Annotated in this window: 24 protein-coding genes; 14 read left to right on the top strand and 10 right to left on the bottom strand. The window is 58.5% G+C overall.

Translation table 11 applies throughout. From position 1 onward, the window contains the following. The first annotated feature begins 198 nt into the window (after positions 1–198). The 8 genes from ACODS3_RS14855 to ACODS3_RS14820 all read left to right on the top strand — a co-directional run bounded on the left by ACODS3_RS14855 (position 199) and on the right by ACODS3_RS14820 (position 9885). Positions 199–1071: an SMP-30/gluconolactonase/LRE family protein gene (locus ACODS3_RS14855; RefSeq protein ID WP_489034963.1), complete on the top strand. Its 873-nt coding sequence runs from the start codon at positions 199–201 to the stop codon at positions 1069–1071. Positions 1072–1100: 29 nt separating this feature from the next. Then, on the top strand, positions 1101–1919 hold the full coding sequence (locus tag ACODS3_RS14850; RefSeq protein WP_201000379.1) for an SDR family oxidoreductase: 819 nt from the start codon (positions 1101–1103) through the stop codon (positions 1917–1919). Between the two features lie 123 nt (positions 1920–2042). Continuing rightward, on the top strand, positions 2043–3047 hold the full coding sequence (locus tag ACODS3_RS14845) for a substrate-binding domain-containing protein (protein WP_025260055.1): 1005 nt from the start codon (positions 2043–2045) through the stop codon (positions 3045–3047). A gap of 222 nt (positions 3048–3269) precedes the next feature. Continuing rightward, complete coding sequence (araG, locus tag ACODS3_RS14840; protein WP_304574640.1) at positions 3270–4796, top strand: L-arabinose ABC transporter ATP-binding protein AraG; 1527 nt, start codon at positions 3270–3272, stop codon at positions 4794–4796. Positions 4797–4837: 41 nt separating this feature from the next. Next, complete coding sequence (araH, locus tag ACODS3_RS14835; protein WP_025260057.1) at positions 4838–5803, top strand: L-arabinose ABC transporter permease AraH; 966 nt, start codon at positions 4838–4840, stop codon at positions 5801–5803. Positions 5804–5902: 99 nt separating this feature from the next. Then, positions 5903–6415 carry a sigma-70 family RNA polymerase sigma factor gene (locus tag ACODS3_RS14830; protein ID WP_201016964.1) on the top strand — a complete coding sequence of 171 codons (513 nt, stop codon included), beginning with the start codon at positions 5903–5905 and terminating at the stop codon, positions 6413–6415. Next, complete coding sequence (locus ACODS3_RS14825) at positions 6412–7386, top strand: FecR domain-containing protein (protein WP_489034960.1); 975 nt, start codon at positions 6412–6414, stop codon at positions 7384–7386. The genes ACODS3_RS14830 and ACODS3_RS14825 overlap by 4 nt, the downstream gene beginning before the upstream one ends. A 63-nt stretch (positions 7387–7449) precedes the next feature. Beyond that, a complete protein-coding gene (locus tag ACODS3_RS14820; RefSeq protein ID WP_489034958.1) occupies positions 7450–9885 on the top strand; it encodes a TonB-dependent receptor in 2436 nt (811 codons plus the stop codon). Between the two features lie 67 nt (positions 9886–9952). On the opposite strand, the gene ACODS3_RS14815 is transcribed toward ACODS3_RS14820, so the two are convergent. The 5 genes from ACODS3_RS14815 to ACODS3_RS14795 form a co-directional block, all read right to left on the bottom strand. Next, positions 9953–10390 (bottom strand): helix-turn-helix domain-containing protein, encoded by a 438-nt coding sequence (locus ACODS3_RS14815; protein WP_201016967.1) that lies wholly within the window; start codon positions 10388–10390, stop codon positions 9953–9955. 337 nt (positions 10391–10727) lie between these two features. Beyond that, a complete protein-coding gene (locus ACODS3_RS14810; protein ID WP_201016968.1) occupies positions 10728–11351 on the bottom strand; it encodes a PqiC family protein in 624 nt (207 codons plus the stop codon). Next, positions 11348–13024 (bottom strand): PqiB family protein, encoded by a 1677-nt coding sequence (locus tag ACODS3_RS14805; protein WP_304574635.1) that lies wholly within the window; start codon positions 13022–13024, stop codon positions 11348–11350. The genes ACODS3_RS14810 and ACODS3_RS14805 overlap by 4 nt, the downstream gene beginning before the upstream one ends. Further along, a complete protein-coding gene (locus tag ACODS3_RS14800; protein ID WP_201016969.1) occupies positions 13017–13631 on the bottom strand; it encodes a paraquat-inducible protein A in 615 nt (204 codons plus the stop codon). Before ACODS3_RS14800 ends, ACODS3_RS14805 begins: the two co-directional genes overlap by 8 nt. Beyond that, positions 13628–14239 carry a paraquat-inducible protein A gene (locus tag ACODS3_RS14795; RefSeq protein WP_374063352.1) on the bottom strand — a complete coding sequence of 204 codons (612 nt, stop codon included), beginning with the start codon at positions 14237–14239 and terminating at the stop codon, positions 13628–13630. Before ACODS3_RS14795 ends, ACODS3_RS14800 begins: the two co-directional genes overlap by 4 nt. Positions 14240–14640: 401 nt before the next feature. Between ACODS3_RS14795 and ACODS3_RS14790 the strand changes: the two genes are divergently transcribed. Continuing rightward, positions 14641–14997, top strand: a complete 357-nt coding sequence (locus tag ACODS3_RS14790; RefSeq protein ID WP_201016971.1) for an SPOR domain-containing protein — start codon at positions 14641–14643, stop codon at positions 14995–14997. A 47-nt stretch (positions 14998–15044) separates the two neighbouring features. Here the strand turns inward: ACODS3_RS14790 and ACODS3_RS14785 are convergent, their stop codons facing one another. After that, complete coding sequence (locus tag ACODS3_RS14785) at positions 15045–15362, bottom strand: ElaB/YgaM/YqjD family protein (protein ID WP_201000402.1); 318 nt, start codon at positions 15360–15362, stop codon at positions 15045–15047. A gap of 255 nt (positions 15363–15617) precedes the next feature. Here ACODS3_RS14785 and ACODS3_RS14780 point away from each other — a divergent pair, with 255 nt between their 5' ends. After that, entirely contained in the window at positions 15618–15872 is a 255-nt protein-coding gene (locus tag ACODS3_RS14780; RefSeq protein ID WP_201000403.1) for a hypothetical protein, read from the top strand. A 2-nt stretch (positions 15873–15874) separates the two neighbouring features. Here ACODS3_RS14780 and ACODS3_RS14775 read toward each other — a convergent pair whose 3' ends face one another. Continuing rightward, positions 15875–16780: a LysR family transcriptional regulator gene (locus ACODS3_RS14775; protein WP_489034954.1), complete on the bottom strand. Its 906-nt coding sequence runs from the start codon at positions 16778–16780 to the stop codon at positions 15875–15877. 83 nt (positions 16781–16863) lie between these two features. On the opposite strand from ACODS3_RS14775, the gene ACODS3_RS14770 reads away from it, so the two are divergent. Beyond that, positions 16864–17790 carry a carbon-nitrogen hydrolase family protein gene (locus tag ACODS3_RS14770; protein ID WP_304574632.1) on the top strand — a complete coding sequence of 309 codons (927 nt, stop codon included), beginning with the start codon at positions 16864–16866 and terminating at the stop codon, positions 17788–17790. Positions 17791–17793: 3 nt separating this feature from the next. On the opposite strand, the gene ACODS3_RS14765 is transcribed toward ACODS3_RS14770, so the two are convergent. Continuing rightward, on the bottom strand, positions 17794–18273 hold the full coding sequence (locus ACODS3_RS14765; RefSeq protein ID WP_201016973.1) for an LEA/WHy family protein: 480 nt from the start codon (positions 18271–18273) through the stop codon (positions 17794–17796). 141 nt (positions 18274–18414) lie between these two features. Here ACODS3_RS14765 and ACODS3_RS14760 point away from each other — a divergent pair, with 141 nt between their 5' ends. Both ACODS3_RS14760 and ACODS3_RS14755 read left to right on the top strand, forming a co-directional pair. After that, positions 18415–19620: an acetyl-CoA C-acyltransferase gene (locus ACODS3_RS14760; protein WP_489034951.1), complete on the top strand. Its 1206-nt coding sequence runs from the start codon at positions 18415–18417 to the stop codon at positions 19618–19620. A 96-nt stretch (positions 19621–19716) separates the two neighbouring features. Next, on the top strand, positions 19717–20490 hold the full coding sequence (locus ACODS3_RS14755) for an enoyl-CoA hydratase (protein WP_201016975.1): 774 nt from the start codon (positions 19717–19719) through the stop codon (positions 20488–20490). Here ACODS3_RS14755 and ACODS3_RS14750 read toward each other — a convergent pair. Further along, positions 20477–22405 (bottom strand): type VI secretion system Vgr family protein, encoded by a 1929-nt coding sequence (locus ACODS3_RS14750; protein WP_489034949.1) that lies wholly within the window; start codon positions 22403–22405, stop codon positions 20477–20479. The two genes, ACODS3_RS14755 and ACODS3_RS14750, sit on opposite strands and share 14 nt — an antisense overlap. A 344-nt stretch (positions 22406–22749) precedes the next feature. Here ACODS3_RS14750 and ACODS3_RS14745 point away from each other — a divergent pair, with 344 nt between their 5' ends. Then, entirely contained in the window at positions 22750–23454 is a 705-nt protein-coding gene (locus tag ACODS3_RS14745; protein ID WP_489034948.1) for a YebC/PmpR family DNA-binding transcriptional regulator, read from the top strand. Between the two features lie 19 nt (positions 23455–23473). Here the strand turns inward: ACODS3_RS14745 and ACODS3_RS14740 are convergent, their stop codons facing one another. Continuing rightward, positions 23474–24778 carry a leucine-rich repeat-containing protein kinase family protein gene (locus ACODS3_RS14740; RefSeq protein ID WP_489034947.1) on the bottom strand — a complete coding sequence of 435 codons (1305 nt, stop codon included), beginning with the start codon at positions 24776–24778 and terminating at the stop codon, positions 23474–23476. Positions 24779–24862: the final 84 nt, after the last annotated feature.

Below are 24862 nucleotides of genomic sequence, written 5' to 3'. Positions count from 1 at the left end.
CTTTTATTGTTGTTGTGAAAGGTGACGGTAGCGCAACGCATCGTTGGATTTCGCTGGCAGGCAGCAAATTGGTAAGACTATTTGATCGGTTTTAATCCGATGCAAGGATTTATAGTCGATAAAAAGCCGCTTGAAAAATAAATCGTAATACTATTTAGTAGAGGCAGTTCCTAAGAAAAATAAAAAAGGACACCGTTCATGCATTGGCAGCCTCTTTCCGAGCACCGCTTCAAACTGGCTGAAGGTTCTTTCTGGGACCTTGAGCAACAGGCTTTGTACTGGGTCGATATCGCCGGGCGTCTGGCTTGTCGGCTGGTTCAGGGGCAATACAGCCAATGGCGTCTGCCCGAGGCGGTTTCCGCATTCATTCCCACCGATAAGGGCGATGCTCTGGTGACCCTGGCCAGTGGTGTGTATCGCCTGGACCTTGATTCGCCAAAGACTTCCGTTTCATTGCTGTGCGTGGCCGATCCTGTGGCGGGCAACCGTGCAAACGAATCGCGCTGCGATGCTCAGGGGCGCCTGTGGCTGGGCAGCATGCAGAACAATCTGGATGCCGATGGCGGTGACTTGCCGCTGGTGCGCCGCTCCGGTGGTCTGTTTCGTGTGGACCCGGATGCAAAGGTCACGCACCTGCTGGACGGGCAGGGCATCGTCAACACCCTGCTGTGGAATGCCCAAGGCACAGTGCTCTACAGCGCCGATACCCTGGATGGCGTTATCTACCAATACCCGATTCTGACTGACGGCAGCCTGGGCGAGCGCCAGGTGTGGGCGCAGCAACACCCTCGCGGCGCACCGGACGGCTCGGCCATGGATGCCGAAGGCTATGTCTGGAATGCACGCTGGGGTGGAAGCTGCCTGATCCGCTTTGCCCCCGATGGCAGCGTTGACCGGGTGATCGACCTGCCTGTCAGCCATCCCACCAGTTGTGTTTTTGGCGGCCCCGACCTGTCTACGCTCTATGTCACCAGCGCTGCACCGGCCGATTCCCATGGCCAGCTCGATGGCGCGGTACTCAAGGCCGATGTGGGCGTCGCCGGGCAGATTTGCCCGCGCTTCGCAGGCTGAATTTTCATTGCATCCAAGGAGAGTTGAACATGGCGATACCTTTGTCGTTACCCCCGGTTCCCGAGCCGGTTCGCGGTGAACGCCTCAAAGGCAAGGTGGTGCTGGTGACCGGCGCTGCACAGGGGATTGGCGAAGCCATCGTGGCGTGTTTTCAGGCGCAGCAGGCCAGGCTGATCATCAGTGATGTGCAGGGCGAAAAGGTCGAGCAGGTGGCGGCGAAGTGGCGCGAGCAAGGGGCCGAGGTCCACGCGCTCAAGGTCGATGTCACGCAGCAGGATCAATGGCGCAGCATGGTGGATCTGGCCATCGAGCATTTTGGCCGGGTCGATGTGCTGATCAACTGCGCCGGGGTCAATGTATTCCGCGACCCGCTGGAGATGAGCGACGAGGACTGGAAGCGCTGTTTCGCCATCGATCTGGATGGTGCCTGGTATGGCTGCCGCAGTGTCTTGCCGAAAATGCTGGAGCAGGGCGCGGGCAACATCATCAATATCGCCTCGACCCATTCGAGCAACATCATTCCCGGCTGTTTTCCCTATCCGGTCGCCAAGCATGGCCTGCTGGGTCTGACCCGGGCCCTGGGTATCGAATACGCGCCCAAGGGCATCCGGGTCAACGCCATCGCGCCGGGCTATATCGAAACCCAGCTCAACGTCGATTACTGGAACGGCTTCGATGACCCACAGGCCGAGCGGCAGCGCGCCTTCGATCTGCATCCGCCCAAACGTATCGGCCAGCCCATCGAGGTGGCGATGACCGCACTGTTCCTGGCCACTGATGAGGCGCCGTTCATCAATGCCAGTTGCATCATGATCGATGGCGGTCGCTCGGTGCTTTATCACGAGTGACACTCGGTTACATTGCTGTTCCTGTCGATATGGTATGACTATTTAGCGGGTTTCCGGTGTACAGAGCCTGGAGCCTCACATTGTTGGACGCTGTAGCTATTCAATAAAAATAAGGAGTTAGCTATGTTGAGTCGTCACGGGATCCGTTCCCTATGCTGCGCCGCTGTCACCACTGCCATCCTGGGCATGAGTGGCATCCTCCATGCTGCCGAAGAAGTGAAAATCGGCTTTCTGGTCAAGCAACCCGAAGAACCCTGGTTCCAGACCGAATGGGCCTTTGCCGACAAAGCTGGCAAGGAGCACGGCTTCACGGTGCTCAAGATTGCCGTACCCGATGGCGAGAAAACCCTGGCAGCCATCGACAGCCTGGCAGCCAACGGCGCCAAGGGTTTTGTCATCTGCCCGCCCGATGTTTCCCTCGGCCCGGCCATCGTCGCCAAGGCCAAGGCGTTGGGATTGAAGGTCATGGCGGTGGATGATCGTTTCGTCGATGCCAAGGGCAACTTCATGGAAGACGTGCCGTACCTGGGCATGGCCGCTTTCGAGGTGGGTCAGAAACAAGGCGAGGCCATGGCGGCCGAGGCGAAAAACCGCAATTGGGACTGGAAAGAAACCTACGCCATCATCAATACCTACAACGAGCTGGATACCGGCAAGAAACGCACCGACGGCTCTGTGGATGCGCTGAAAAAAGCCGGCCTGCCGGAAAGCCATATCCTCTTCACTGCCCAGAAGACCCTCGATGTGCCGGGCAGTATGGATGCGACCAACTCGGCGCTGCCGAAACTGCCGGGTAATGCCAAGAACCTGATCATTGGTGGCATGAACGACAACACCGTGCTCGGCGGTGTGCGTGCCACAGCCACCAACGGCTTCAAGCCAGCCAACGTGATCGGTATCGGCATCAATGGCACCGACGCAATCGATGAACTGAAAAAGAAGGAAAGCGGCTTCTTCGGTTCGATGCTGCCCAGCCCGGACAAGGAAGGCTATGACACCGCCTACCAGATGTTCAAATGGGTCACGACCGGCGAAGAACCTCCCAAGTACACCGCCATGGACGACGTGACACTCATTACTCGGGCCAACTTCCAGGAAGTACTGACCAAGATCGGTCTGTGGAAGTAATGCCAGTCAGTTAAGAGGGGCTGGACTCACAATCCGTGGGAGGGGCCTTGGCCGCGACAGCATATGTAAAGGCACTGAAAATATGTTGCCTGTCAGCAGGTCGTCGCGGCCAAGGCCCCTCCCACAAGTAACAGGTATGCCTCAACTGATCGGCATTTGTCTGTGTAAGTGAGTTCAAGGGGGCCTGATCTCAGGCCCCTTCGCGAGTGAGGAGGACAGTTCATGCAGCAGGCAATCGAACAACAGCAAGCGGCCGGTGGTGCCTTGCGCTTCAGCGGCATCGGCAAGGTCTTTCCCGGCGTCAAGGCGCTGTCGGACATCAGCTTCCAGGCCAATCCCGGCAGCGTACATGCCTTGATGGGCGAGAACGGGGCTGGCAAGTCCACATTGCTGAAAATACTGGGTGGCTCCTATACACCCAACAGCGGGACCTTGCAGATCGGTGAAAACACCCATCAGTTCAGGTCCACTGCGGACAGCATCGCGGCGGGTGTCGCAGTGATTCACCAGGAGCTGCATCTGGTGCCGGAAATGACCGTGGCAGAAAACCTGCTGCTGGGGCATATGCCCAATCGCTTCGGGATGATCAATCGTCGGCTCATGCTGCGTCAGGCCACGGAACTGCTCAAGGGGCTTGCCGACGAAATCGATCCGGGCATGCGTCTCGGGGATTTGTCGCTGGGGCTGCGGCAATTGGTGGAAATCGCCAAGGCCATGTCGCGCAATGCCCATGTGATTGCCTTCGATGAACCCACCAGCAGCCTGTCGGCGCGTGAGATCGACCGCTTGATGGCGATCATCGCCAAATTGCGCGACGAGGGCAGGGTGATTCTTTACGTGTCCCATCGCATGGAAGAAATCTTCCGCATCTGCGATGCCGTGACGGTGTTCAAGGACGGGCGTTTCGTACGCACCTTCGAGGACATGGCGGAGCTTGACCATGATCGTCTGGTGACCTGCATGGTCGGGCGCGATATCCAGGATATCTATGACTATCGGCCCCGTGAGCATCAAGGCCCGAGCCTGCGCGTCACCGGGCTGCTCGGGCCAGGGTTGCAGGAACCGGTCAGTTTCGCGGTCGAGAAGGGCGAAGTGCTGGGTTTCTTCGGGCTGGTCGGTGCCGGTCGTACCGAGCTGTTTCGCCTGTTGTCCGGCATGACCCGCAGCAAGGCTGGCACGCTGCAACTGGACGGCAAGCCGCTGACCTTGAAGTCTCCTCGGGACGCGATTGCCGCTGGCATATTGCTCTGCCCGGAGGACCGCAAGAAAGAAGGCATCGTGCCGCTGTCCAGTGTGGCCGAGAACATCAATATCGGCGCCCGGTCCCGGCATCTGAGCCTGGGTTGCCTGCTTCAAGGACGTTGGGAACGCGAGAACGCCGAAAAACAGATTCGGGCGATGAACGTCAAGACGCCTTCGCCGGATCAGCAGATAGTCTTTCTTTCCGGTGGTAATCAGCAGAAGGCGATTCTGGGTCGCTGGTTGTCGATGCCGATGAAAGTCCTGCTGCTGGACGAGCCCACCCGAGGCATTGATATCGGTGCCAAATCCGAGATTTACCAGATCATCCATAACCTGGCGGCGCAAGGCATCGCGGTGATTGTCGTGTCCAGCGACCTGATGGAAGTCATGGGCATCTCAGACCGCATTCTGGTCATGAGCGAAGGGGCGATTACCGGTGAACTCAACCGCGACGAGGCCGATGAGTCGCGACTTCTACAACTGGCATTACCCCGCTCACGCGGCTGAACCTTTGGTCTACGACCATGAACAATAAAAAAGAGGTGCGTATGTCTACCGAAACCAGCCTGCGGGCTCCCCGTCAGGGCGTGAATATGCGCCGCTTTCTCGATGAATGGGTCATGTTGCTGGCTGCACTGGGCATTTTCATGCTGTGTGCGGTGTTCATCGATAACTTCCTGTCGCCGCTGAACATGCGCGGGTTGGGTCTGGCAATTTCCACCGTGGGCATTGCCGCCTGCACCATGCTTTATTGCCTGGCTTCCGGGCACTTCGACCTGTCGGTCGGTTCGGTACTGGCTTGTGCCGGGGTTATTGCCGGGATCGTGATTCGCGATACCGACAGCGTATTCCTCGGCGTAAGCGCCGCCCTGGCGATGGGCCTGCTGGTGGGGCTGATCAACGGCATCGTCATCGCCAAGCTGCGCATCAATGCCCTGATCACGACCCTGGCGACCATGCAGATCGTTCGCGGGCTGGCGTATATCTTTTCCAACGGCAAGGCTGTGGGGGTTTCCAACGAGGACTTCTTCGTCTTCGGCAACGGCCAGTTCTATGGCGTGCCGGTACCGATCCTGATCACCATCGCCTGCTTTATCTTCTTTGGCTGGTTGCTCAACTACACCACCTATGGCCGCAACACCATGGCCATCGGCGGCAATCAGGAGGCGGCCTTGCTGGCGGGCGTGCATGTCGACCGGACCAAGATCATCATCTTTGCCGTACACGGCCTGATCGGTGCGCTGGCCGGCGTGGTGCTGGCTTCACGCATGACTTCCGGGCAACCCATGATCGGCCAGGGTTTCGAGCTGACAGTCATCTCGGCCTGTGTGCTGGGCGGCGTCTCGCTGAGCGGTGGTATCGGCATGATTCGCCATGTGATTGCGGGTGTGCTGATTCTGGCGATCATCGAGAATGCCATGAACCTCAAGAACATCGACACCTTCTACCAGTACGTCATTCGCGGCACCATTCTGTTGCTGGCGGTGATTATCGACAGGCTGAAGCGCCGCTGAACCACGCCCCGGTATGACAAACGAGAAACAGGTTGGCTCGCTGACATGAATTAAATAGAATGATTCTCATTTTAAGTCGCTGTCGTGGATGGCCTTCGAATGAGTGATGCAGCAGGGTCATCGCCTGGCCTGGACAACTTCTATCGTGATCACCGTAGCTGGCTGGAAAACTGGCTACGGTGCCGCTTGGGCAATGCGTGGGATGCCGCCGATCTCAGTCAGGATACGTTCTTGCGGATCATGGCCACCTGGCAGAGCGAACCCTTGGCTAACCTGCGTGAGCCGCGTGCCTATCTGGTGACCGTGGGCAAGCGGCTGTTGATCAATCATTACAAGCGGCGCAGCCTTGAACAGGCTTATATGGAGGCTTTGGCGACATTGCCCGAAGAGGCCGTTCCATCTCCCGAGCAGCGCTGGATCCTGTTGCAGACTCTGCAGGCACTGGATGAGTTACTCGACGACTTGCCGGTGGTGGTGCGTCGGGCGTTTCTCTGGTCGCAGCTTGAAGGTCTGGGTTATGCGCAGATCGCACTCAGGCTGAAGGTGTCCGAACGTACCGTGAAACGCTACATGGCACAGGCCTATGCACATTGCCTGATGGCCGAGCTATGAGTGACATGGCGCGTGATGAGCAGGCCCGGCAAGTGGCGCATGCTGCTGCCTACTGGCTGGCGTTGCTGGAGTCCGGGACTGCCAGTGCCCAGGAGCACGAACAATTGCAGCGCTGGCGCGAGCAATGCCCAAGCCATGAGCAGGTTTGGCAGCGGGCACAAGGCTTGCGTCAACGTTTCTCCGAACTGCCGCCCGAACTGGCCATGGCCAGCCTCGATCGGGCAGACCTCAAGCGAAGCGAGCCGACGCGCCGGGCGATTCTCAAGCGTGCGCTGGTTATTGCGGCGCTGATTCCCGGTGGCTGGATCGTCAGCAGTCAGTTGCCCGTCAGGGCCTGGCGCGCCGATCTGCGCACTGCAACCGGCGAGCGCAAGACCTTGCGCCTGCCCGATGGCAGTCAACTGCAACTCAATACCGCCAGTGCCGTGGATCTCGACTTCCTGGACGGCAGGCGCCAGTTATTGTTGATCGAAGGGGAGATTGCCTTGACCATGGCCGGCAATGCGCCAGCCGTGAGCATCAACACCCGCATGGGCCATATCATCGCCAACGGTGCCGAACTGTGTATTCGACAGGACGAGCACCGTTGCCGGGTTTCGGTGGCGAGCGGCAGTGTCGATCTGCTGTCCAGACAAGGCGCGACCTTACGTCTCAAGGGGGGCGAACGGGCAGCCCTGACTGCTCAAGGTGTTACTGCGGTCGAACGCTTCGACGCCCGCCAACCGGACTGGCGCCAGGGCGTGTTGACCGTAGAAAATCGCCCGCTGGGGAGTTTCCTGACCGAACTCAACCGCTATCGCCCCGGCATTCTGCGCTGGGAACCCGAGCTGGAGGCCTTGAGGGTGACCGGCTCGTTCCGGCTGGACGATACCGATCGCATTCTGGATTTGCTGGTTGCAAGCCTGCCTGTACAGGTGCATTCGCGGACACGATACTGGATCACCCTGGGACCTCGAAATATTTCTGCCTGACGTGTCCCTTTTTTTTTCGTCGCTTGTCATCTCTCTCAAGTGAACACAAAAGAGAGTGCTCCAATGCCCGTAGTTTTCTTGCGTCGCCTGCGTCTTGCCCGTTTTGGCATGGCTCCGTTGCTGCATATGAGTTGCCAGGCCAGCGTGGTGATCGGTCTTGGCGTCGCGCCGGTATTCATGGCTTCGGTCCAGGCCGAGGAGTCTGTGCGGCGCAGTTATCAGATTCCGGCTGGCAGCCTGAGTGCCGCCTTGACCCGCTTTGCTGCGCTGTCTGGCGTCAGCCTTTCCGTAGACCCGGCACTGGTGGCCGGTCGCAACAGCAAGGGGCTGGATGGCGAATACCCTGTCGATGAGGGCTTCACGCTTTTGCTGCAAGGCTCCGGACTGCAATTGCAACCGCTCGGCAATCAGTCCTATACGCTGGTGCCTGCACCTGTCGCAGAAAACGGCTCGATGGTCTTGCCCAATACTTCCATCGACGGTAGTCGGCTGGACGGGCAGGGTGACGTTTACGCCGGTGGCCAGGTAGCCCGCAGCGGTTCTCAGGGCATGCTGGGTGACCGTGACTTCATGGAGACGCCGTTCAATCAGACGTCCTATACCAGCACCGTGATCAAGAACCAGCAGGCTCGTACCCTTGGGGATGTGGTAGCCAGCGACCCGTCGGTGCGTACCACCAACCCGGCAGGCGGACGTTTCGAGCAGTTCTCCATCCGTGGTTTCAGCCTGTTCAACAGCGATGTGTCGTTTGGCGGGCTGTATGGCGTGCTGCCGACGTACTCCATCGACATGGAGATGGTCGAGCGGGTCGATATCCTCAAAGGGCCCGGCGCGTTATTGGGTGGCATCGTTCCGCGCGGCAGTGTAGGCGGCAATATCAATATCGAGCCCAAGCGTGCCGGCAGTGAGCCGTTGACCGAGTTCACCGGCAGTTTTGCCTCTGCGGGGCAATTCGGCGGGCATGTGGATATCGGGCGCCGGTTTGGCGATAACCAACGCTTCGGTGTGCGTTACAACGGGGTGCGGCAATCGGGCGATACCGAATGGGATCACCAGAAAGTCGAGCGTGAAGCTTCGGTCATCGGGCTGGACTGGCGTGAAGACCGTATGCGCATGTCGCTGGATCTCGGGGAGCAGGAGCGTTATGCCGATGCGCCCATCGAGCGGGTCGAAGTGGCAGCCGGTATTGCGATGCCCAAGGCCAAAGACATTCGTCGCAATATCGCCCAGCCCTGGACGTATTCTCACTCCAAGGATTCCTTCGGTGCGCTGCGTGGGGAGTTCGATCTCAGTGATTCGGTGATGGTCTACGCCGCAGCCGGTGCCCGTAAAGGCAACTACGACTTCCTGCGTCATACCGTTCCGGTCACCACCAGCAGTGGCAACTTTACCGTGACGCCGCGTACCTTTCGTCGTGACGAGGAAGTCAAGACGTTCACCGTCGGTGCTCGTAGCTGGTTCAATACCGGCCCGGTAGGGCATACCCTGAATATCAGCCTCAACCGTTTCGATTTCGAGTTCGATAACGCGGGTGAGCGTTATCAGCCTCGTACCAGCAACCTCTACAACCCGGTTGTGTTGCCGTATCCGGGCGCACCGACGCGCTTCGATACTTCGACTCATACCGAGAACCTGTTCACCAGTATTGCGCTGGCCGATACCTTGAGCTTTCTTGACGACCGCGTGCTGTTGACTCTGGGCGCTCGCTTGCAGCGGGTTGAAGTGGACAGCTATTCCAATGGTGCGCTGGGGCAGCGCTACGACGAACGCGCCACTTCTCCCGCCATGGGGCTGGTGATCAAGGCCACCGACTCGATCTCGCTGTATGCCAACTATATGGAAGGCCTTAGCCAGGGCGAGACTGCGCCCACGACTGCCACTAACAGCGACGAAGTGTTTGCACCGTACAAGTCCAGGCAGACGGAAGTCGGCGTGAAGTATGACCATGGCACTTTTGGCACCAGCCTGAGTGTATTCCGCATAGAACAGCCGGCCTACATCACCGATGCCCAAGGCAACTTCAATCCTGATGGCGAACTGCGCAATCAGGGTGTCGAGTTGAATATGTTCGGTGAACCCTTGCCGGGTGTACGGCTGCTGGGTGGCGTCATGTTACTTGACAGTGAGCAGACCAAAACCGCACTGGGCACTTTCGATGGCAATCGCGGTACCGGCTCGCCGGAGGTCAACGCCAATATGGGTGTGGAGTGGGATATCAATCGCCTGCCTGGCCTGACGCTGACCGCCCGTGCCATTCATACGGGATCGCAATATCTGGATGCTGCCAATAACCAGAAAATCGATTCATGGGAGCGTTATGACGTCGGTGGCCGTTATGCTTTCAAACTGGGCGATAATCCGGTCACAGTGCGTGCTTCTGTAGAAAACGTGCTCGATAAAACCTACTGGGCATCGGCGGCAACTTCGTCAGACAGTGCGGCGGGCCTTACATTATCGACACCGAGAACTTATCTGGTGTCGGCGACTGTCGGCTTTTAAGACTGTTGCAGCGGCATTCCGTAGACGATCGAATGCCGCTTCGACCTTATGGGACAAGGTCGGGAGATCAATTCAGCTTTGAACTCACGTAGATCAAGCGTACTGCCGCAACTGTAATGGCTTCCGCTTCTTCCTTGATATTGTCGACTTGTGACCTGATCGAGGTATTTTCATGGTTTTCGAGTAATCGAGCCATGTGGTAGATGTTCTGCGTGACTTCATGCAGGTTTTTATGCAGACGCGATATGACGCGATTCAGGCGCTCGCTCGTGTCATGAGTCTCCAGAGTGGGGAGAGGGCGCTCAAGGCTGAAGCCCGTCACTACATAGGTAACATCGATGCCAGCGTCTGAAATACGGGCCAGATAGTCGGCTCTGGGTGAGCGTATGCCGTTCTCGTAATTGCTCTGGGCATTGGTTTCAACACCCCCAATAGCGCCCAGCGTGCTTTGTGACAGCTTGAGTCTTATTCGTTCTCGTTTGAGGCGGGGGCCAATTCCGGGCATTCAGTTGTCCTCTAGAAGCGCCTGCCTGAAGAAGGCTGTGGCAGAATTGTAAGGAGTGTGTAAGGGATTCCATGACCTTACAGACATATCCGGCACGACTGATCAATAAGCAAAAGTCGACATCATTCAGGTAAACAATTGCCGAGGTGAAGATAGCTGCACAGCGATGCTGTATTTAATCGCGAGTGTAATGGCCTATTGGGTGCTTTTGATACTGTTTTATACTTATTTGCACTTATATATATAAATTTTTCGGTGGGTTTTCCGTCTTTCTTATGCAACCAATAAAGCCTGCACAATAGAAAAGGCCCCTGTTACGGGGCCTTTGAGTCGGTTTTCAGAGGCATCGTGAGGAAGGATTCTGTGCCCAGCCCTGTGCGGTGCCGGCAATTTCCTGTGCGAGTTTCGAGACGGCCTGCTGGTGAGCCAGGATCAGGTTTTCCATACCCAATCCAGCCTGTTCGCGGATCACGCTGCTGCAGGTCAGGTTGAGGCGCTTGTTGCCTGCCGTGGCACCTGTGTTGCGCAGGCTCAGACTCCAGACCACATCAATCAGTGCGTACTGGCCAGGGACCGACTCGAAGCGTCTGACATCGGTGCGCAATGAAAGCACTGGCTGCCCGCTGTCCTTTGGCAGTCCCGCCATGTCGCGGCTACCGAAGCGGCGTTCCAGCTGGGCGGTCAGCGCATCGTGAAACTCGTCGCCCAGTGGCGAACCCCAGCGTTCGGTATCCAGAATCGCCAGGCTGCCATCGCCCTGACGCACCACCAGCGGTGGCTGGTCAACCTGGACGGGCATCAGCACCGGCAGCATCTCGAACTGGAACGGCGCAGGCTGCGCACTGGGCACGGTGGCCGAGTTCATGGGGGCGATCAGCGTGTAGTAACGGGTCGGCGTCGATGAGCAGGCACTCAGGCCCAGCGCAGCAGCCAATACCATCAGTTTCAGGCGCAAGGTCATTGTTTTGGCTCCAGATCGATTGCACGGGATGAAGACGGCGCTTTGTATGAACCCGGCGCAGCATCACCGGTGCGGCCGCGAATCAGCGATTCAGGGTGACGGCTGAGGAAGTCGGTCAGTACACGCACCGAGCGGGCAGTGCGCTGCACTTCTTCCATGGCCTGGGTCAGTTGCTGGCGACCCGGAGAGTCTTCACCCAATGTTTCGTTGGCGCTGCTCAGGGTTTTTTCTGCCTGCTGCAACGTGCCGCGCATTTGCGGCAAGACGCTGCCGTTGACCTGCTTGAGGGTTTTCTGCAGCTCGATCAGGTTGCCATTGAGGTTGCTGGCCAGTTCATCGATCGGCACTTTGCTGAGCTTGTCGACGAAGGCTTGCAGTTGCTCCTGCAACTTGTCGAAGTTACCCGGTACGGTGGGAATCTCCAGGGGCCTGGCCTTGGGATTGAATGTCACCTTGGGTGCCTTGGGGTCGAACTCCATCGCAATGTACAACTGGCCGGTCAGCAGGTTGCCGGTGCGAGCCTGGGCACGCAGTCCGTTATTGACGAAGGCATTGAGGATTCTTGCCGATTGCTCGTCTTCGTTGCCGCGACCACCCAGCTGCCGCAGCTTGGACTCGGCCGCTCCCAGGCGGTTGGGGTAGATGACGGCGCCGACAATGCTCGGGAATGTCCCGGTTGCAGGGTCGTAATCCAGATCCACCGAAACCACCTTGCCAATGTTCACACCCAGAAAGTCCACCGGGGAATTGACTGCAAGCCCGCGCAGCGACTGGTTGAAGCGCATGCGTATATAGCGCGGCTCACCGTCCGGCGGTGCCAGGGCAGTGGCCTGGTCATCGAATATCTTGAACTCGGCGTTTTCGTCGGCTGGCTTGGATTCCGGGCTCCAGTTCGGCTCGCGGAATGCAATGCCACCGGAAAGGATCGAGGTCAGTGACTGGGTATTGATTTTCAGGCCCGCAGTGCCGACGGTCACGTCCACGCCGCTGGCATTCCAGAATCGCGTGTCAGTGGTGATGTACTGGTCGTTCGGAGAGTTGATGAAAATCTGGACATCGACACCTTTGCCATCCCTGGACAGCTCATAGGCCACTACCTGACCAACCTGAATGCGGCGGTAATAGACCGGTGAGCCGATATCCAGCGAGCCCAGATCGTCGGTGTGCAGGGTAAAGCGCTTGCCTTTCTCGCCGAAGGTCACCGGAGGCGGTGTCTCAAGGCCGGTAAAGTCGCTTTTGGTTTCCTGCGAGTTACCCGCGTCGGCACCAATGAATGCGCCCGACAGCAAGGTGTCGACCCCCGACACGCCATGGGCGCCGATGCGCGGCCGCACGACCCAGAACTGGCTGTCCACCCGGGTGAAAGGCGTTGCAGTGTTGTTGAGGTCGACGGACGCCAGCACGTGGGTGCGGTCTTCGCTCAGGGTGATGGAAGTCACCATGCCGATCACCACGTTCTTGTACTTGACCTGGGTCTTGTTGGCCTCAAGGCCTTCAGCCGTCTGGAAGCTGATGGTGATGCGCGGGCCTATGTTCATCCAGTCGTGAAAGGCCATGGACAGGCCTATGAGCCCTGCCACGATCGGCACCAGCCAGATAAGCGAAACACGCATTCGACGACGTTTGACTTCAGGACGAAGTAACGGCGAAGGGGGGACGTTATTGTCAGACATCTTCAACCTCTGCATCCCAGATAAGCCGGGGATCGAAACTCATGGCGGCGAACATCGTCATCACCACTACCAGACCAAAAAACAGAATGCCGATCATCGGCTCGATGGTGCTCAGCTCACGGAACTGTACAAGAGAGGCGACCAGGGCGACGACCAGCACATCGAGCATCGACCAATAGCCGATCAGTTCAATGAACCGATAAAGCCGCGCACGCTCAAGCATGGCCCAGCGACTGCGCCGCTGGCAGGTGATCAAGAGCATGCCCAGGACCAGAAACTTCACACAAGGCACCACGACGCTGGCGATGAAAATAAGCAGGGCAATATCCCATGAGCCACTTTTGAAGAACTCCACCACGCCACTCATGATGGTGTTCTGGCTGCTGTTGCCCAGCAGAGTGGTGTACATCACAGGCAGCACATTGGCCGGGACGTAGAAAATCAGGCCTGCGATCAGGAACGCCCAGGTGCGGGCAATGCTGTTTGGTTTGCGTCGATGCACGGGCGAGTCGCAGCGCGGGCACTGATGGGCTTCTTGCGGGCAGGCATAGCCGCAGGTATGACACAGGCACAAATTCTGTTCATGGGCGAAGGGAATGCCGTTCATCCTGGCTGGACTCCCAGTTCATCCCACAGGCGGCGGATATCCTTGTTGGCGATCAGCAGGATCAGCACCATCAGCATCGCCATGGCCCACAGGCCAAGGCCGGGATGAACATCGAGCATCCCCGAGAGCTTGATGATGGCCACCAGAATACCGAGCATGCACACTTCCAGCATGCTCCAGGGGCGCAAATGTTCCAGTGCGCGCATGCAGGCCTTGAAGCCAGGGGCAATGACCCCGTTATGAGCGTGCAGCAGCAGCCAGAACAGCAGGGCGATCTGCAACAGAGGTGCAAGGATGATCGACAGGCCTGCCACCAGTGCAATGATCGTGATGCGCCCCTGGGCAAGAGCTTCCACCGATTCCCATAAGGTCACTTCGTTGGTCAGGCCCTTCATGCTGATGCTGATCACCGGAAAGAAGTTGGCGAACATGAACAGCAGGGCGGCGGCAACGGTCAGGGCCAGCAATTGCTCGATGGTCAGGCGATGGCCGCGGCCCAGCAATGCCTTGCAACGCAGGCAATGTGCCGACTCGCCTGCCTTGAGGGGCTGGGCTTCATACAGCGAGTCACAGTGCTCGCAGATAATCAGGTCCGACAGAGGTTTCATGGAATGCACAGTGGTCATCGACGCCGTTGATGCAGGATTTGCCGGGTTGAAAAAAACGAGGACGGGAAGATACCTCGTTAATGGCATTACGGCATGTTTTTCTGTGTAAACAGCTGTTCTTTTATAAACAGCCAAGGTGAACCATTGACCTCATGTATCGGTTGTCGTTCCCATGTCATTGCGCCATTAGTTTGTAACGCTGTTGTCATCTGGAAGACAGCGTGGAGAAACATTTCATTACATGATGGCAAGTTACGCCCGGCTTCATGCACAGCCAGCCCTGTAGCGGCGAACAGGGCGTCGAGAGGTGCAAGACCACCCTGCGTCACCTCGACACAGCGCCTCAAACCCGAAGGCAGTAATGCTAGACTCGCGCCACTTCAGACGAGGAGCAGACTTACGTGCGCAAGACGGTAATGATTATGGCAGCGCTGACGTTGGTGCTGGCCGGATGCGATGCAGGAAACTCTCGGCCATCGGCCCGCGACAAGGCCGAGCCGACAGCTCAGGCTCCACAGGTGTCGACTCCGCAGTGGTTCATTCAGATGAACTCCAAAGAGGCGGTCAGCGATATCAGTGCCTGGTTGCTCGAACGTAGCTATGCGCCGGTAGTGGTCACCATCGACGGCAAGCAGCAGTTGTTGATTGGTCCGTTCCAGAGCCCCGAGCAGGCAGAAGAGCAGCGAGTCGGCCTGTTGGCCAAGGTTGCCAAGTCTCACCGGTTGGCTGCGCCGGTTGTCATCGAGCGTAATCAGTAATGCGTTGAGCCAGCGCGACCCGTATTGACGGGCCGCGCTGGTGTGAATCAGCGACGTCCCAGCAACAGCCCTACCACCAGACCGAATCCGGCAGAAATGGCCACGGTCTGCCATGGATGCCCGCCAATATAGGTTTCAGTCGCTTCGACCACAGGCTTTGTGCGATCACGCACGCTGGAAACCGATTCCAGTGCCTGTTTGAGCTTCAGGCTCAATTGGGCGCGCAGGGTTTCCGCTTCTTCGCCTACCAGTGCAGCGCTGTCCTTGAGCAGTTTGTCTGATTCTTCGATCAGAGCCTGCAATTCGCTGAATGCCTGATCCTTGATCTGATCGGCAGTACTTTGCGCAGCGTTTTTACGAGCCATGATGTTTTCCTTTCAGTTGATGGCAGTGTTCCTCAATGGAGTCCTCAGTGTTGCGGAAAGTTGCAATTGCACAAGTCATCATTCGCGAAGGGCACGGTACACCCCATAAAAGATTCACTGCCTGGTATGCCGCCTCGCGAATGAATTCGCTCCTGCACAGCCTTCACGCTGCAAAAACTGTAGGAGCGAATTCATTCGCGAAGGACCAGGGTGTAAGATGCAGCCGTTTTTAGTCGTAGGTAGTAGGTGAACGCTATGAGTTTCAATCTGGCCAACCGGTCTCTCCCCGAACGCGCTGCCATTGAGGATGAGAAGTCCCGTTTGTTCGAACTCTGGCAGAGCAACCTGGGCAAGGCCAAAGGTGAAGCGGCTCGCCTGATGGGTGAAAGATCCAAGCGCAAGGGAAAGTGGTCGGAATGGGTTCGTTCTGAACTGGATGCCATGAGCCCGCCGGAATACGCCAACATGGTCCGCAGTGAAGTGAATCGCCTCATGGCGGCAGCCAAGTAAATTCAGAACAGCTCGATGATTGCCTCGCGTACGGCATCGACAGCCGGATCGGGCAGGGTGCCGTTACGCCAGCCAAGCTCTATCGGATAGCGCGGCATCGTCAGCGGGCAAGGCAACAAGGCAAGGTCGGTCAGTTGCGCAATTGCCTGTGCTGCGTGAGTGGGAATGGTGGACAGTGCCTGTGTGCCCTTGAGCAGATAAGGCAATGCCGCAAAATGCGTGGTCGACGCACACACTCGGCGGTCAAGGCCCATGCTGGCCAGCCGTTCATCAACCATGCCGATCAGCCCGCCGGATGAAATCAGAATCTGTTCGCGCTCGATGAACTCCTCGATGCTCAGGGTCGTCTGGCCGGGCCTCAGGCTGGCCGGGTCCACCAGACACGAATAATCGCCTTCACCCAATACCCGCCGGGTCAGCAAGCGGTTGGCAAACCCGCCAGAGGCAATCGCCAGATCGATAGTGCGGTCCAGCAGGGCGGCTGCGACGATCTGGCTGTGGGTCTGACGGAAAATCAGGCGCAGCCCGGGCGCGCGAATCCGGATTGCAGCCATCAGTCGTTTGCCCAATGCCATTTCAAAGTCATCCGACAGGCCTGTCACCACGGAACGTCCTTCGTAGTGGCCGGGCACCGGCGCAACCATGGCAAGGCTCTGCCGGCATTTGTTCAGGGCGTCGGTGACCACCGGTTTGAGCTGATCTGCCCGCAAGGTCGGCGCCAGGCCTCGCCCGGTGCGGACGAACAACTGATCGCCATATAACTCCCGCAGACGGCGCAAGGCCGCGCTGATGGCCGATTGCGTCACGCCCAGGCGCAGTGCTGCCCGACTGGCGCTGGACTCATCGTGCAGGGCTTCGAAGACCTTGAGCAGATTGAGATCGATGGTGCTGATATTCATGCTGTTCATATCATTAAGCATTGAGATGGGGTTTATCAATGTTGGGCGGCCAGCCGAGAATTGGCAACATCAATAGCCAGAGGAGTCTCGCCATGTTCAAGTCCATCGTTGCAGCCCTACAGATCGGCGCATTGCCGGGTGGCAAGTCAGACACCCTGGAACTGATTCTTTCCTACGAGCAGGCCATCATCGAATCCGGCGCCCGTGTCGTGGTCATGCCCGAGGCACTTCTGGGCGGTTATCCCAAGGGGGAAACCTTCGGTACTCAACTGGGTTACCGCCTGCCGCAAGGGCGTGAAGCATTTGCGCGCTATTTCGAGAACGCCATCGATGTGCCGGGCGATGAAACCCGGGCACTTGCGCAGATGTCGGCGCGTACGGGAGCGAGTCTGGTATTGGGCGTGATCGAGCGCTCCGGCAGCAGCCTGTATTGCACGGCACTGCTTTTCGAGCCCGAAGGCGGCTTGGTCGCCAGGCATCGCAAGCTGATGCCGACCGGGACCGAGCGGCTTATCTGGAGCAAGGGCGATGGCTCGACCCTGCCAGTGGTACCGAGCCGTGCCGGTCGCCTGGGGACGGCTATTTGCTGGGAAAACCATATGCCGCTGCTGCGTACCGCCATGTATGCCAAGGGCGTGGATATCTGGTGTGCGCCGACCGTGGATGAGCGGGAGATATGGCAATGCTCGATGCGTCACATCGCCCATGAAGGCCGGATGTTCGTCATCAGTGCCTGCCAGGTGCAGCCATCGCCACAAGCGCTGGGGATCGATGTTGCCAACTGGCCAGCCGATCGCCCGCTGATCAATGGCGGTAGCGTGATTGTCGGGCCGATGGGGGATGTGCTGGCGGGGCCGCTGGTGGGTGAAACCGGGCTGCTGGTGGCTGAAATCGATGTCGATGAACTGGTCAAGGCCCGTTATGACTTCGATGTGGTGGGGCACTATGCGCGGCCTGATGTTTTTGAGCTGGTCGTGGATGAGCGCCCGAAGCCCGGCGTGCGTTTTATCACAGGCTGAGTGTTACCAGTCGCCAGCGGCGGGCTGCGGCAGGCTCAGGGTGCCGCTGTCCCTGAAACGCACGGTGCCAAATACACCGCCCGCCAGCTTGCCGCTCAAGGTGTAGGGCAGGTTGTCCAGCCGTTGGCTTTGCGTCAGGCCAACGGCCTGGCGCAGCGCTGAGAAGGCCGAGATGCTCACCGGTACCACCAGCACGGTTTCAGAGAACCGTCCGATACTGCCTTGCTGGTCACTGACACCGGAGGCCAGCAGCTTGCCATTCACTTCCAGGTCCAGTGCCACACCGTTGTAGTCGATGGCGGTTTCATTGGGGTTCTGTAGGCGCAACTTGACTGCCATGCGCATTTCCAGACCCTGACCGGGCAAGGGTTCGATGCCGACCACATTTATATTGACCGGGTCGCGACCGGCAAACAGCGCACAGCCGCTCAAGGTCAGAATCAACAGGCTGGCGAGCAGGCTGCGCAGTGTGCGTGATGGCATCCGGGGACTCCCCAAAAATGGCGGTACTGGCTCAGACCGCAGGCTCTGCAAGAGATTCGCCTGCTGCGACCTTTGCCTCGGAATCTACAAAAGTCGATGATTTCTGCTATTCCAATAACAACAGTACTCTGGAAATCAGCCATGTCCATCGAGAAGACCACCTCTGCCCAAGACCCCGTCGTCATTGTCAGCGCCGCACGTACGCCCATGGGCGGCTTTCAGGGGGATTTGAAAAGCCTTACCGCACCGCAACTGGGTTCGGCGGCCATTCGTGCTGCTGTCGAGCGGGCGGGTATTGATCCGCAGGATATCGAAGAAGTGCTGTTCGGCTGTGTGCTGTCGGCCGGGCTTGGCCAGGCTCCCGCACGTCAGGCGGCTCTGGGTGCGGGCTTGAGCACTTCGGCTTTATGCACAACGGTCAACAAGATGTGCGGCTCCGGCATGCAGACTGCCATTCTGGCTCACGACCTGCTGCTCGCCGGCAGTGTCAGCGTGGCCATCGCTGGCGGCATGGAAAGCATGTCCAACGCACCTTACTTGCTGGATCGTGCGCGCAGTGGCTACCGGATGGGGCATGGGCGGGTGCTGGACCACATGTTTTTCGACGGCCTTGAGGATGCTTATGAACCTGGTCGGTTGATGGGCACCTATGCCGAGGAGTGCGCCCAGTTGAACGGTTTCAGTCGTGAGGCGCAGGATGCCTTTGCCATGGCCTCTCTGACTCGCGCTCAGGAGGCTATCGCCGAAGGCTACTTCGATGCAGAAATCGTTCCTCTGCAAGTGACGGTGGGCAAGGAGCAGAAATGGATTCGTCACGACGAGCAGCCGCCCAAGGCGCGTCTGGAAAAGATTCCCACCTTGAAGCCGGCATTTCGTGAAAACGGAACGGTCACTGCCGCCAATTCCAGTTCCATCTCCGACGGGGCCGCAGCCCTGTTGCTGATGCGTCAATCCGAAGCCAGGAGTCGTGGCCTGACCCCGTTGGCGAAGATTCATGCCCATGCCGCCTTTGCCGACGTTCCCGGCCTGTTTCCTACTGCACCGATAGGGGCGATTACCCGCTTGTTGGCCAAGACCGGCTGGTCGGTGGATGATGTGGACCTGTTCGAGATCAATGAGGCCTTTGCAGTGGTGCCGCTGGTGGCCATGAGTCGTCTCGAACTGCATCACGAGAAGGTCAATATCAGTGGCGGTGCCTGTGCATTGGGGCATCCGGTGGGGGCGTCGGGTGCGCGGATCATCGTCACCTTGCTGGCGGCATTGCGCCGCAAACAGCTCAAGCGCGGTGTGGCTGCAATTTGTATCGGCGGTGGCGAGGCGACTGCTGTGGCGGTTGAATTGATGTAATACGAGGTAGGAACGAGTTCATTCGCGAAGGTATTTCAAACGACCAGTTTCTGTCGGTCCTTTCGCGAATGAATTGGCTCCTACGGAGGAATAACAATGAGTTACGAGACAATTCTAAGAGAGATCAAAGGCCGGGTCGGTTTGATTACCTTGAATCGCCCGCAGGCGCTCAATGCCTTGAATGCTCAACTGATCGATGAGCTGAATGACGTTCTGGACGAGTTTGAACGCAGTCCGGATATCGGCTGCATCGTGCTTACCGGCTCCAGCAAGGCTTTTGCTGCCGGTGCTGATATCAAGGAAATGGCCGAACTGACCTATCCGCAGATCTATCTCGATGATCTTTTCGCGCAAAGCGACCGGATTGCGTCGCGGCGCAAGCCGATCATTGCTGCCGTGGCGGGTTTTGCGCTGGGTGGCGGGTGTGAACTTGCCCTGATGTGCGACTTCATTCTGGCGGCTGAAAACGCCAGGTTCGGTCAGCCTGAAATCAATCTGGGCGTGCTGCCCGGTATGGGCGGCACTCAGCGCCTGACTCGTGCAGTGGGCAAGGCCAAGGCCATGGAAATGTGCCTGACCGGTCGTTTGATGGATGCCCGCGAGGCCGAGAGCGCAGGCCTTGTCGCAAGGATTCTGCCAACCGAGAAACTGCTCGACGAAGCATTGGCGGTGGCTGCCGTGATTGCCGATAAATCCCTGCCGGTGGCGATGATGGTCAAGGAAAGCGTCAACCGTGCGTTTGAGGTCAGCCTGACAGAGGGCGTCCGTTTTGAGCGCCGGATCTTTCATGCCGTCTTTGCCAGCGAAGACCAGAAAGAAGGCATGCAGGCTTTCATCGAAAAGCGTGCGGCCAGCTTCAAGGGCCGCTGAGTACAAACGCCTTGCGTTGCTCTTCGGTCCAGTTCTGCTGGACGTAATCCTGCAGCCTGATGCATTGGCCGGGGTGTATCAGGCACAGGCTGCCGGGCGTTTTCCTGTAGTGCGCCGCCAGTTGCTGTAACTGTTCCTGGCTCAGCCCGAGATAGCCCCATTCATTGGTCTTGCCTTCGAACAGAAAGTCCTCGGGTTCGATATGGGCCAGATGTTCCAGGCCGGGTTTGGGCATGCGCACGATGTACCAGGTGCAATTTGCCAGCGGCGCGCCCTGCAGGCCCGGCTTTTGTGTCAGGCGCAGGTCGGTGAGTGTCACTGCGCAATTGTCCTGTTGTTCGGGCGGCGAGGCTTTCATTGTTCGCGGGCCGATGATGGAAATGCCTTGCGGGGCTATCTGCAATGCGCCTTGTGCGCCATGCAGGATCAGGTCCTCTCGGGTATCGATGTGCAAGTGTTGCCCGCTACCCAGGCAAATGCTCCCGGCGTCAGGGGCCAGGGGTGTGCCGTCGAGCTGGATGCGTGGCTGGGCATTGACCTCGTTGCCCGGTAGCAGGCTACAGATCACGGGTTGGTCCGGGTCATTGTGCAGATGGCGGATCAATACCCTGGCTCCGGCTTGTACCTTGTCGAAACCTGAATCGTCGATCCGGGCAATGCGTGCCATGGGCCAGCGGCGGGTATTGGGCGAGGGCTGTGCAATCGTCTGCCAGTCGAAGCGGATGGGCAGACGACCTTGCTCATCGATTTCGCCAGCCTCCATCAGGGTTGCCGTGTGATAACCGCTGACCATCGGGCGGGCGCGTTTGAGTGGCGGACGAAAGGGCATGGCCCAGGGTATGACGCGCAAACTATTGCGATACCCGTCATCGAGCGTATTTGCGCAGGAGGGCATCGAGGTGTTGACGATGGCGGCGATATCGTGGGGATCGTAGCCCTCCATGAGATGACGCTGCATGCCCGTATGCTCGACCTCGGTCAACAGCCAGTGATCATTGAGCGTCGGCTCGGGATGATCGAGCACTTGCATGACCTGACCGCTGCACAATGCAGGTTGATCGCTGCATCCCGTGATGTGCCGTCGTTCGCAACGCAGGCGCTCCAGCCTGCGGGCGCTGCGCTGCCGCTGAAAGGCTTCGTCATGGTCCTTGGGGCGAGAGGCGATGGACTCCTCGAAGGGCTGGTTGATGCCGTGGCTCTTCTCGATCTCGATGTGTTGCGATGCCGCAAGCGCAACCGCTCCATCCCGATTTGCGCTGTGGCTGCTGTAGCCGGGGAAGATCGACAGGCATTCGGTCAGATGAGTAATGGCAGGCCTTGCAGAGGCCTGCTCATCATGTGCCCTGAACCGCATCGGCTGTGGTTGCTCTGGGAAGCGGGCCGGATCGTCGGAGAACACCAGTCGATGGCCTGTAATGCTGTGCTCGAAGCGAAAGTGAATACCTTCCTCTTCGCACAAGCGTTGCAGCAGGTGCAGATCGCTTTCATCGTATTGCACACACAAGGGACGGGGCGGATACAGGCCGATGGTTTCAAAACGCCAGGCATCTTCTTCAATGCCATGCTGCTCAAGGAGCCGGGCAATCAACTGGAGAGCGCTGAGGTCCTGATAGGCGCGCCGCTGCTGGCGTTGAGCAAGCATCTGCAAGCGTGGCATCAGGCTGACCCGGTAATGACTCAGGCAAGTGCCAGCATATGGCTGGCTGGCGTGGAATATCTGGCCATGCACGCCTTCTTGCTGCGGTCCGAAACTCAGGAAGGCGTCACGTTTCAAGAGGCTGGCGAAATCCAGGTGCGGGTCGCTGCAGATCAGGTCTATGTCGAAACGATACACTTCGTTCAAGGCGTCCAGGCCGGTAAAGCTGATGACATGCAGATCCATCTGGCAGTCGGCAATCGCCAGAAATATGGGCATTTGCGGGTCTTCGCACATTCGCTGGCTCTCTCACCATGAAATTCAGGCTGCGAAGGGTACGAAATGCAAAGCCTCAAGGGCATCGTTGCTGGTTTTTTCAGAAAAGGACTACAAGCCAAGGCGTGATCCTGGTAATTGCCAGTACGGAATTCAGAGCCACGCAGAGCTGTCGTTCGATCAATGACGCATATTCAGGGGTTTCATATGGCGCCATCGCGTATAAAATGCGCCCGGCGTCTCAGGCGCGTCATTATCGGTAACCATTTTTCAGCGCTTTGCCATTCCTGCGGCCTGCTTGCCTGGCAAGCCAGGCGGCAAGGCGCAATCGGATCAAGAGAGCAAACATGGGCGCACAGTGGAAGGTCAAGCATAAAGAAGCGGCAGCCAACGCCAAGGGGCGTGTTTTTGGCAAGCTGTCCAAGGAAATCATGATCGCTGCGCGCGCAGGTGCCGATCCGGATATGAACTCGCGTCTGCGACTGGTGGTCGAGCAGGCGAAAAAGGCCTCCATGCCTCGTGAAACCCTGGAGCGTGCCATCAAGAAAGGCGCGGGCCTGCTGGGCGAAAGCGTCAACTTCGAGCGCCTGACTTACGAAGGCTTTGCCCCGCACCGGGTTCCGATCATCGTCGAGTGCCTGACCGATAACATCAACCGCACCGTTTCGGAAATCCGCGTGCTGTTCCGCAAGGGGCAACTGGGCGCTGCCGGTTCGGTTTCCTGGGATTTCCTCTATCAGGGCATGATCGAAGCCGTACCGGTTTCGCCGGATGCCGATCCCGATGAAGCCGCCATCGAAGCGGGCGCTCAGGATTGTGAAGCCGGTGAAGAGGGCGCCACCCTGTTCCTGACCGAGCCCACCGACATGGATGCCGTGTGCAAGAAATTGCCCGAGTTCGGTTTTACCGTGCAATCGGCGCAACTGGGCTATCGCCCGAAAAGCACCGTCGACGGTTTGAGCGACGAGCAGATGGCTGAAGTCGAAGCCTTCCTTGAAGCGATCGACAGCCATGACGACGTGCAGAACGTTTATGTAGGTCTGGCAGGCTGATCAGGCTGCGTGGGCTGTTTCAGACAGCCCACGCTTGCAACTGCTGACACACCTCTTGCAGTGCCGGTCGTTTCCCGACTTCGGCGTGCATGCATCGCTCTTGCAGCGCCTGCAACCGCTCGATGAGCGGCCCGTCCTGCGGCCTTGTATCGCAACGCTCCAGCAATTCCCCCAGCAAGATCCCGAAAGCCCGTGTTTCTATGCGCTCCAGCGCCACGCCCTGCTCGAAGGAGGGGTGGAATGAGGCTGCGCCAAAATCCCCCAGCAAGCTGTCGCCATTGCTGCGCAGCAGAATGTTGTGGGCGTAAAGATCGCCATGGGTAATCCCGCAGGCATGCAGATGCGCTGTGACCGAGGCGATTGAGCCCGCCAGATGCAGCAGCGTGGCGGGCGAGAAGCGAGTCTGGGGCGGGTAGATATCCCGTGTGCAGGACTCCAGGCTAGGCGGCCCCGCGAGATTGGCGAAGTCGGGCGCAATCAGTTGCATCACCAGACCCAGTTGTTCGTCCGGGTGCCCGGTAACCTGGCCCAGGACCTCGATCAGATTCGGGTGACTGCCCGCAGCGATACAGGCCGCCATTTCATTGTGCGGCGATCCGTCACTGGTGACATCGCCCTTGTAGAGCTTGATGGCCACCGGCTCGTTGCCATTTTCGTTCTGCCACGCACCTTGCTGGATAACTCCGGAGGCACCTTCACCCAGACGTTGCTGAATGCTCAGTTGTGGCCATGGAATCTGCCGGATGGATTGCTCTTCGCGTGCAGGGCACAGCGGATTGCCTGCGTAAGCCAGCCAGGCAAGAGCGGGCAGGCGAAGCAACCAGTCTGGCAGTTCCACAAGCTGGTTGGCGGCAATGCGGATCAGTTCCAGTTGGTGGCAATTGGCAAGGCTGGCAGGCAGGCTGCGCAGTTGATTACCCGCCAGCATCAGTTTTTGCAGCTCAGGCCGCTGCCCCAGTTCCTCCGGGAGCGACGGAATCCGGTTGTCAGTGAGAATCAGCCAGCGCAGGCGCGGTGGCAGTGCCTTGGCCAGAACATGGCCGATCCGGTTGGCCTTGAAACCGACGATGCGCAACTGCTGGCACTGACCAATGCACTCCGGCAACTCGGTGAACGGGTTGTCGGATGCGAACAGTACTTGCAGGTGCTTGAGCCGGCTCAGGTCATCGGGCAGGCGATCAAGGGCATTGCCGCTGAGATTGAGCACTTGCAGCGAGTCGGCCAGATCGAATATTTCCTGTGGAAACTCGGTGAGGCCACAGGACAGGTCGAGTCGTGTGATGCCCGCCAGCTTGCCGGAACGTAGGTCTTCAAGGGTATGCATAGGTAATTTTCAGTCACATGCGTAGGAGCGAATTCATTCGCGAAAGCGGCATGAAGTGCACATTTTCGCGAATGAATTCGCTCC

This window comes from Pseudomonas sp. FG43 (assembly GCF_057809175.1).
This window is presented reverse-complemented; position numbering and strand designations above follow the sequence as displayed.

Bases quoted from the DNA above. Each gene is read 5' to 3' on its own strand.
- ACODS3_RS14855 (WP_489034963.1), top strand. From the start codon at position 199: ATGCATTGGCAGCCTCTTTCCGAGCACCGCTTCAAACTGGCTGAAGGT.
- ACODS3_RS14785 (WP_201000402.1), bottom strand. From the start codon at position 15,362: ATGGCTCGTAAAAACGCTGCGCAAAGTACTGCCGATCAGATCAAGGAT.
- ACODS3_RS14795 (WP_374063352.1), bottom strand. From the start codon at position 14,239: ATGAAACCTCTGTCGGACCTGATTATCTGCGAGCACTGTGACTCGCTG.
- ACODS3_RS14850 (WP_201000379.1), top strand. From the start codon at position 1,101: ATGGCGATACCTTTGTCGTTACCCCCGGTTCCCGAGCCGGTTCGCGGT.
- ACODS3_RS14780 (WP_201000403.1), top strand. From the start codon at position 15,618: ATGAGTTTCAATCTGGCCAACCGGTCTCTCCCCGAACGCGCTGCCATT.
- ACODS3_RS14810 (WP_201016968.1), bottom strand. From the start codon at position 11,351: ATGACCTTGCGCCTGAAACTGATGGTATTGGCTGCTGCGCTGGGCCTG.
- ACODS3_RS14750 (WP_489034949.1), bottom strand. From the start codon at position 22,405: ATGCCCATATTTCTGGCGATTGCCGACTGCCAGATGGATCTGCATGTC.
- ACODS3_RS14755 (WP_201016975.1), top strand. From the start codon at position 19,717: ATGAGTTACGAGACAATTCTAAGAGAGATCAAAGGCCGGGTCGGTTTG.
- ACODS3_RS14820 (WP_489034958.1), top strand. From the start codon at position 7,450: ATGCCCGTAGTTTTCTTGCGTCGCCTGCGTCTTGCCCGTTTTGGCATG.
- ACODS3_RS14830 (WP_201016964.1), top strand. From the start codon at position 5,903: ATGAGTGATGCAGCAGGGTCATCGCCTGGCCTGGACAACTTCTATCGT.
- araH (WP_025260057.1), top strand. From the start codon at position 4,838: ATGTCTACCGAAACCAGCCTGCGGGCTCCCCGTCAGGGCGTGAATATG.
- ACODS3_RS14800 (WP_201016969.1), bottom strand. From the start codon at position 13,631: ATGAACGGCATTCCCTTCGCCCATGAACAGAATTTGTGCCTGTGTCAT.
- ACODS3_RS14825 (WP_489034960.1), top strand. From the start codon at position 6,412: ATGAGTGACATGGCGCGTGATGAGCAGGCCCGGCAAGTGGCGCATGCT.
- ACODS3_RS14760 (WP_489034951.1), top strand. From the start codon at position 18,415: ATGTCCATCGAGAAGACCACCTCTGCCCAAGACCCCGTCGTCATTGTC.
- ACODS3_RS14775 (WP_489034954.1), bottom strand. From the start codon at position 16,780: ATGAACAGCATGAATATCAGCACCATCGATCTCAATCTGCTCAAGGTC.
- ACODS3_RS14745 (WP_489034948.1), top strand. From the start codon at position 22,750: ATGGGCGCACAGTGGAAGGTCAAGCATAAAGAAGCGGCAGCCAACGCC.
- ACODS3_RS14770 (WP_304574632.1), top strand. From the start codon at position 16,864: ATGTTCAAGTCCATCGTTGCAGCCCTACAGATCGGCGCATTGCCGGGT.
- ACODS3_RS14765 (WP_201016973.1), bottom strand. From the start codon at position 18,273: ATGCCATCACGCACACTGCGCAGCCTGCTCGCCAGCCTGTTGATTCTG.
- ACODS3_RS14740 (WP_489034947.1), bottom strand. From the start codon at position 24,778: ATGCATACCCTTGAAGACCTACGTTCCGGCAAGCTGGCGGGCATCACA.
- ACODS3_RS14815 (WP_201016967.1), bottom strand. From the start codon at position 10,390: ATGCCCGGAATTGGCCCCCGCCTCAAACGAGAACGAATAAGACTCAAG.
- araG (WP_304574640.1), top strand. From the start codon at position 3,270: ATGCAGCAGGCAATCGAACAACAGCAAGCGGCCGGTGGTGCCTTGCGC.
- ACODS3_RS14805 (WP_304574635.1), bottom strand. From the start codon at position 13,024: ATGTCTGACAATAACGTCCCCCCTTCGCCGTTACTTCGTCCTGAAGTC.
- ACODS3_RS14845 (WP_025260055.1), top strand. From the start codon at position 2,043: ATGTTGAGTCGTCACGGGATCCGTTCCCTATGCTGCGCCGCTGTCACC.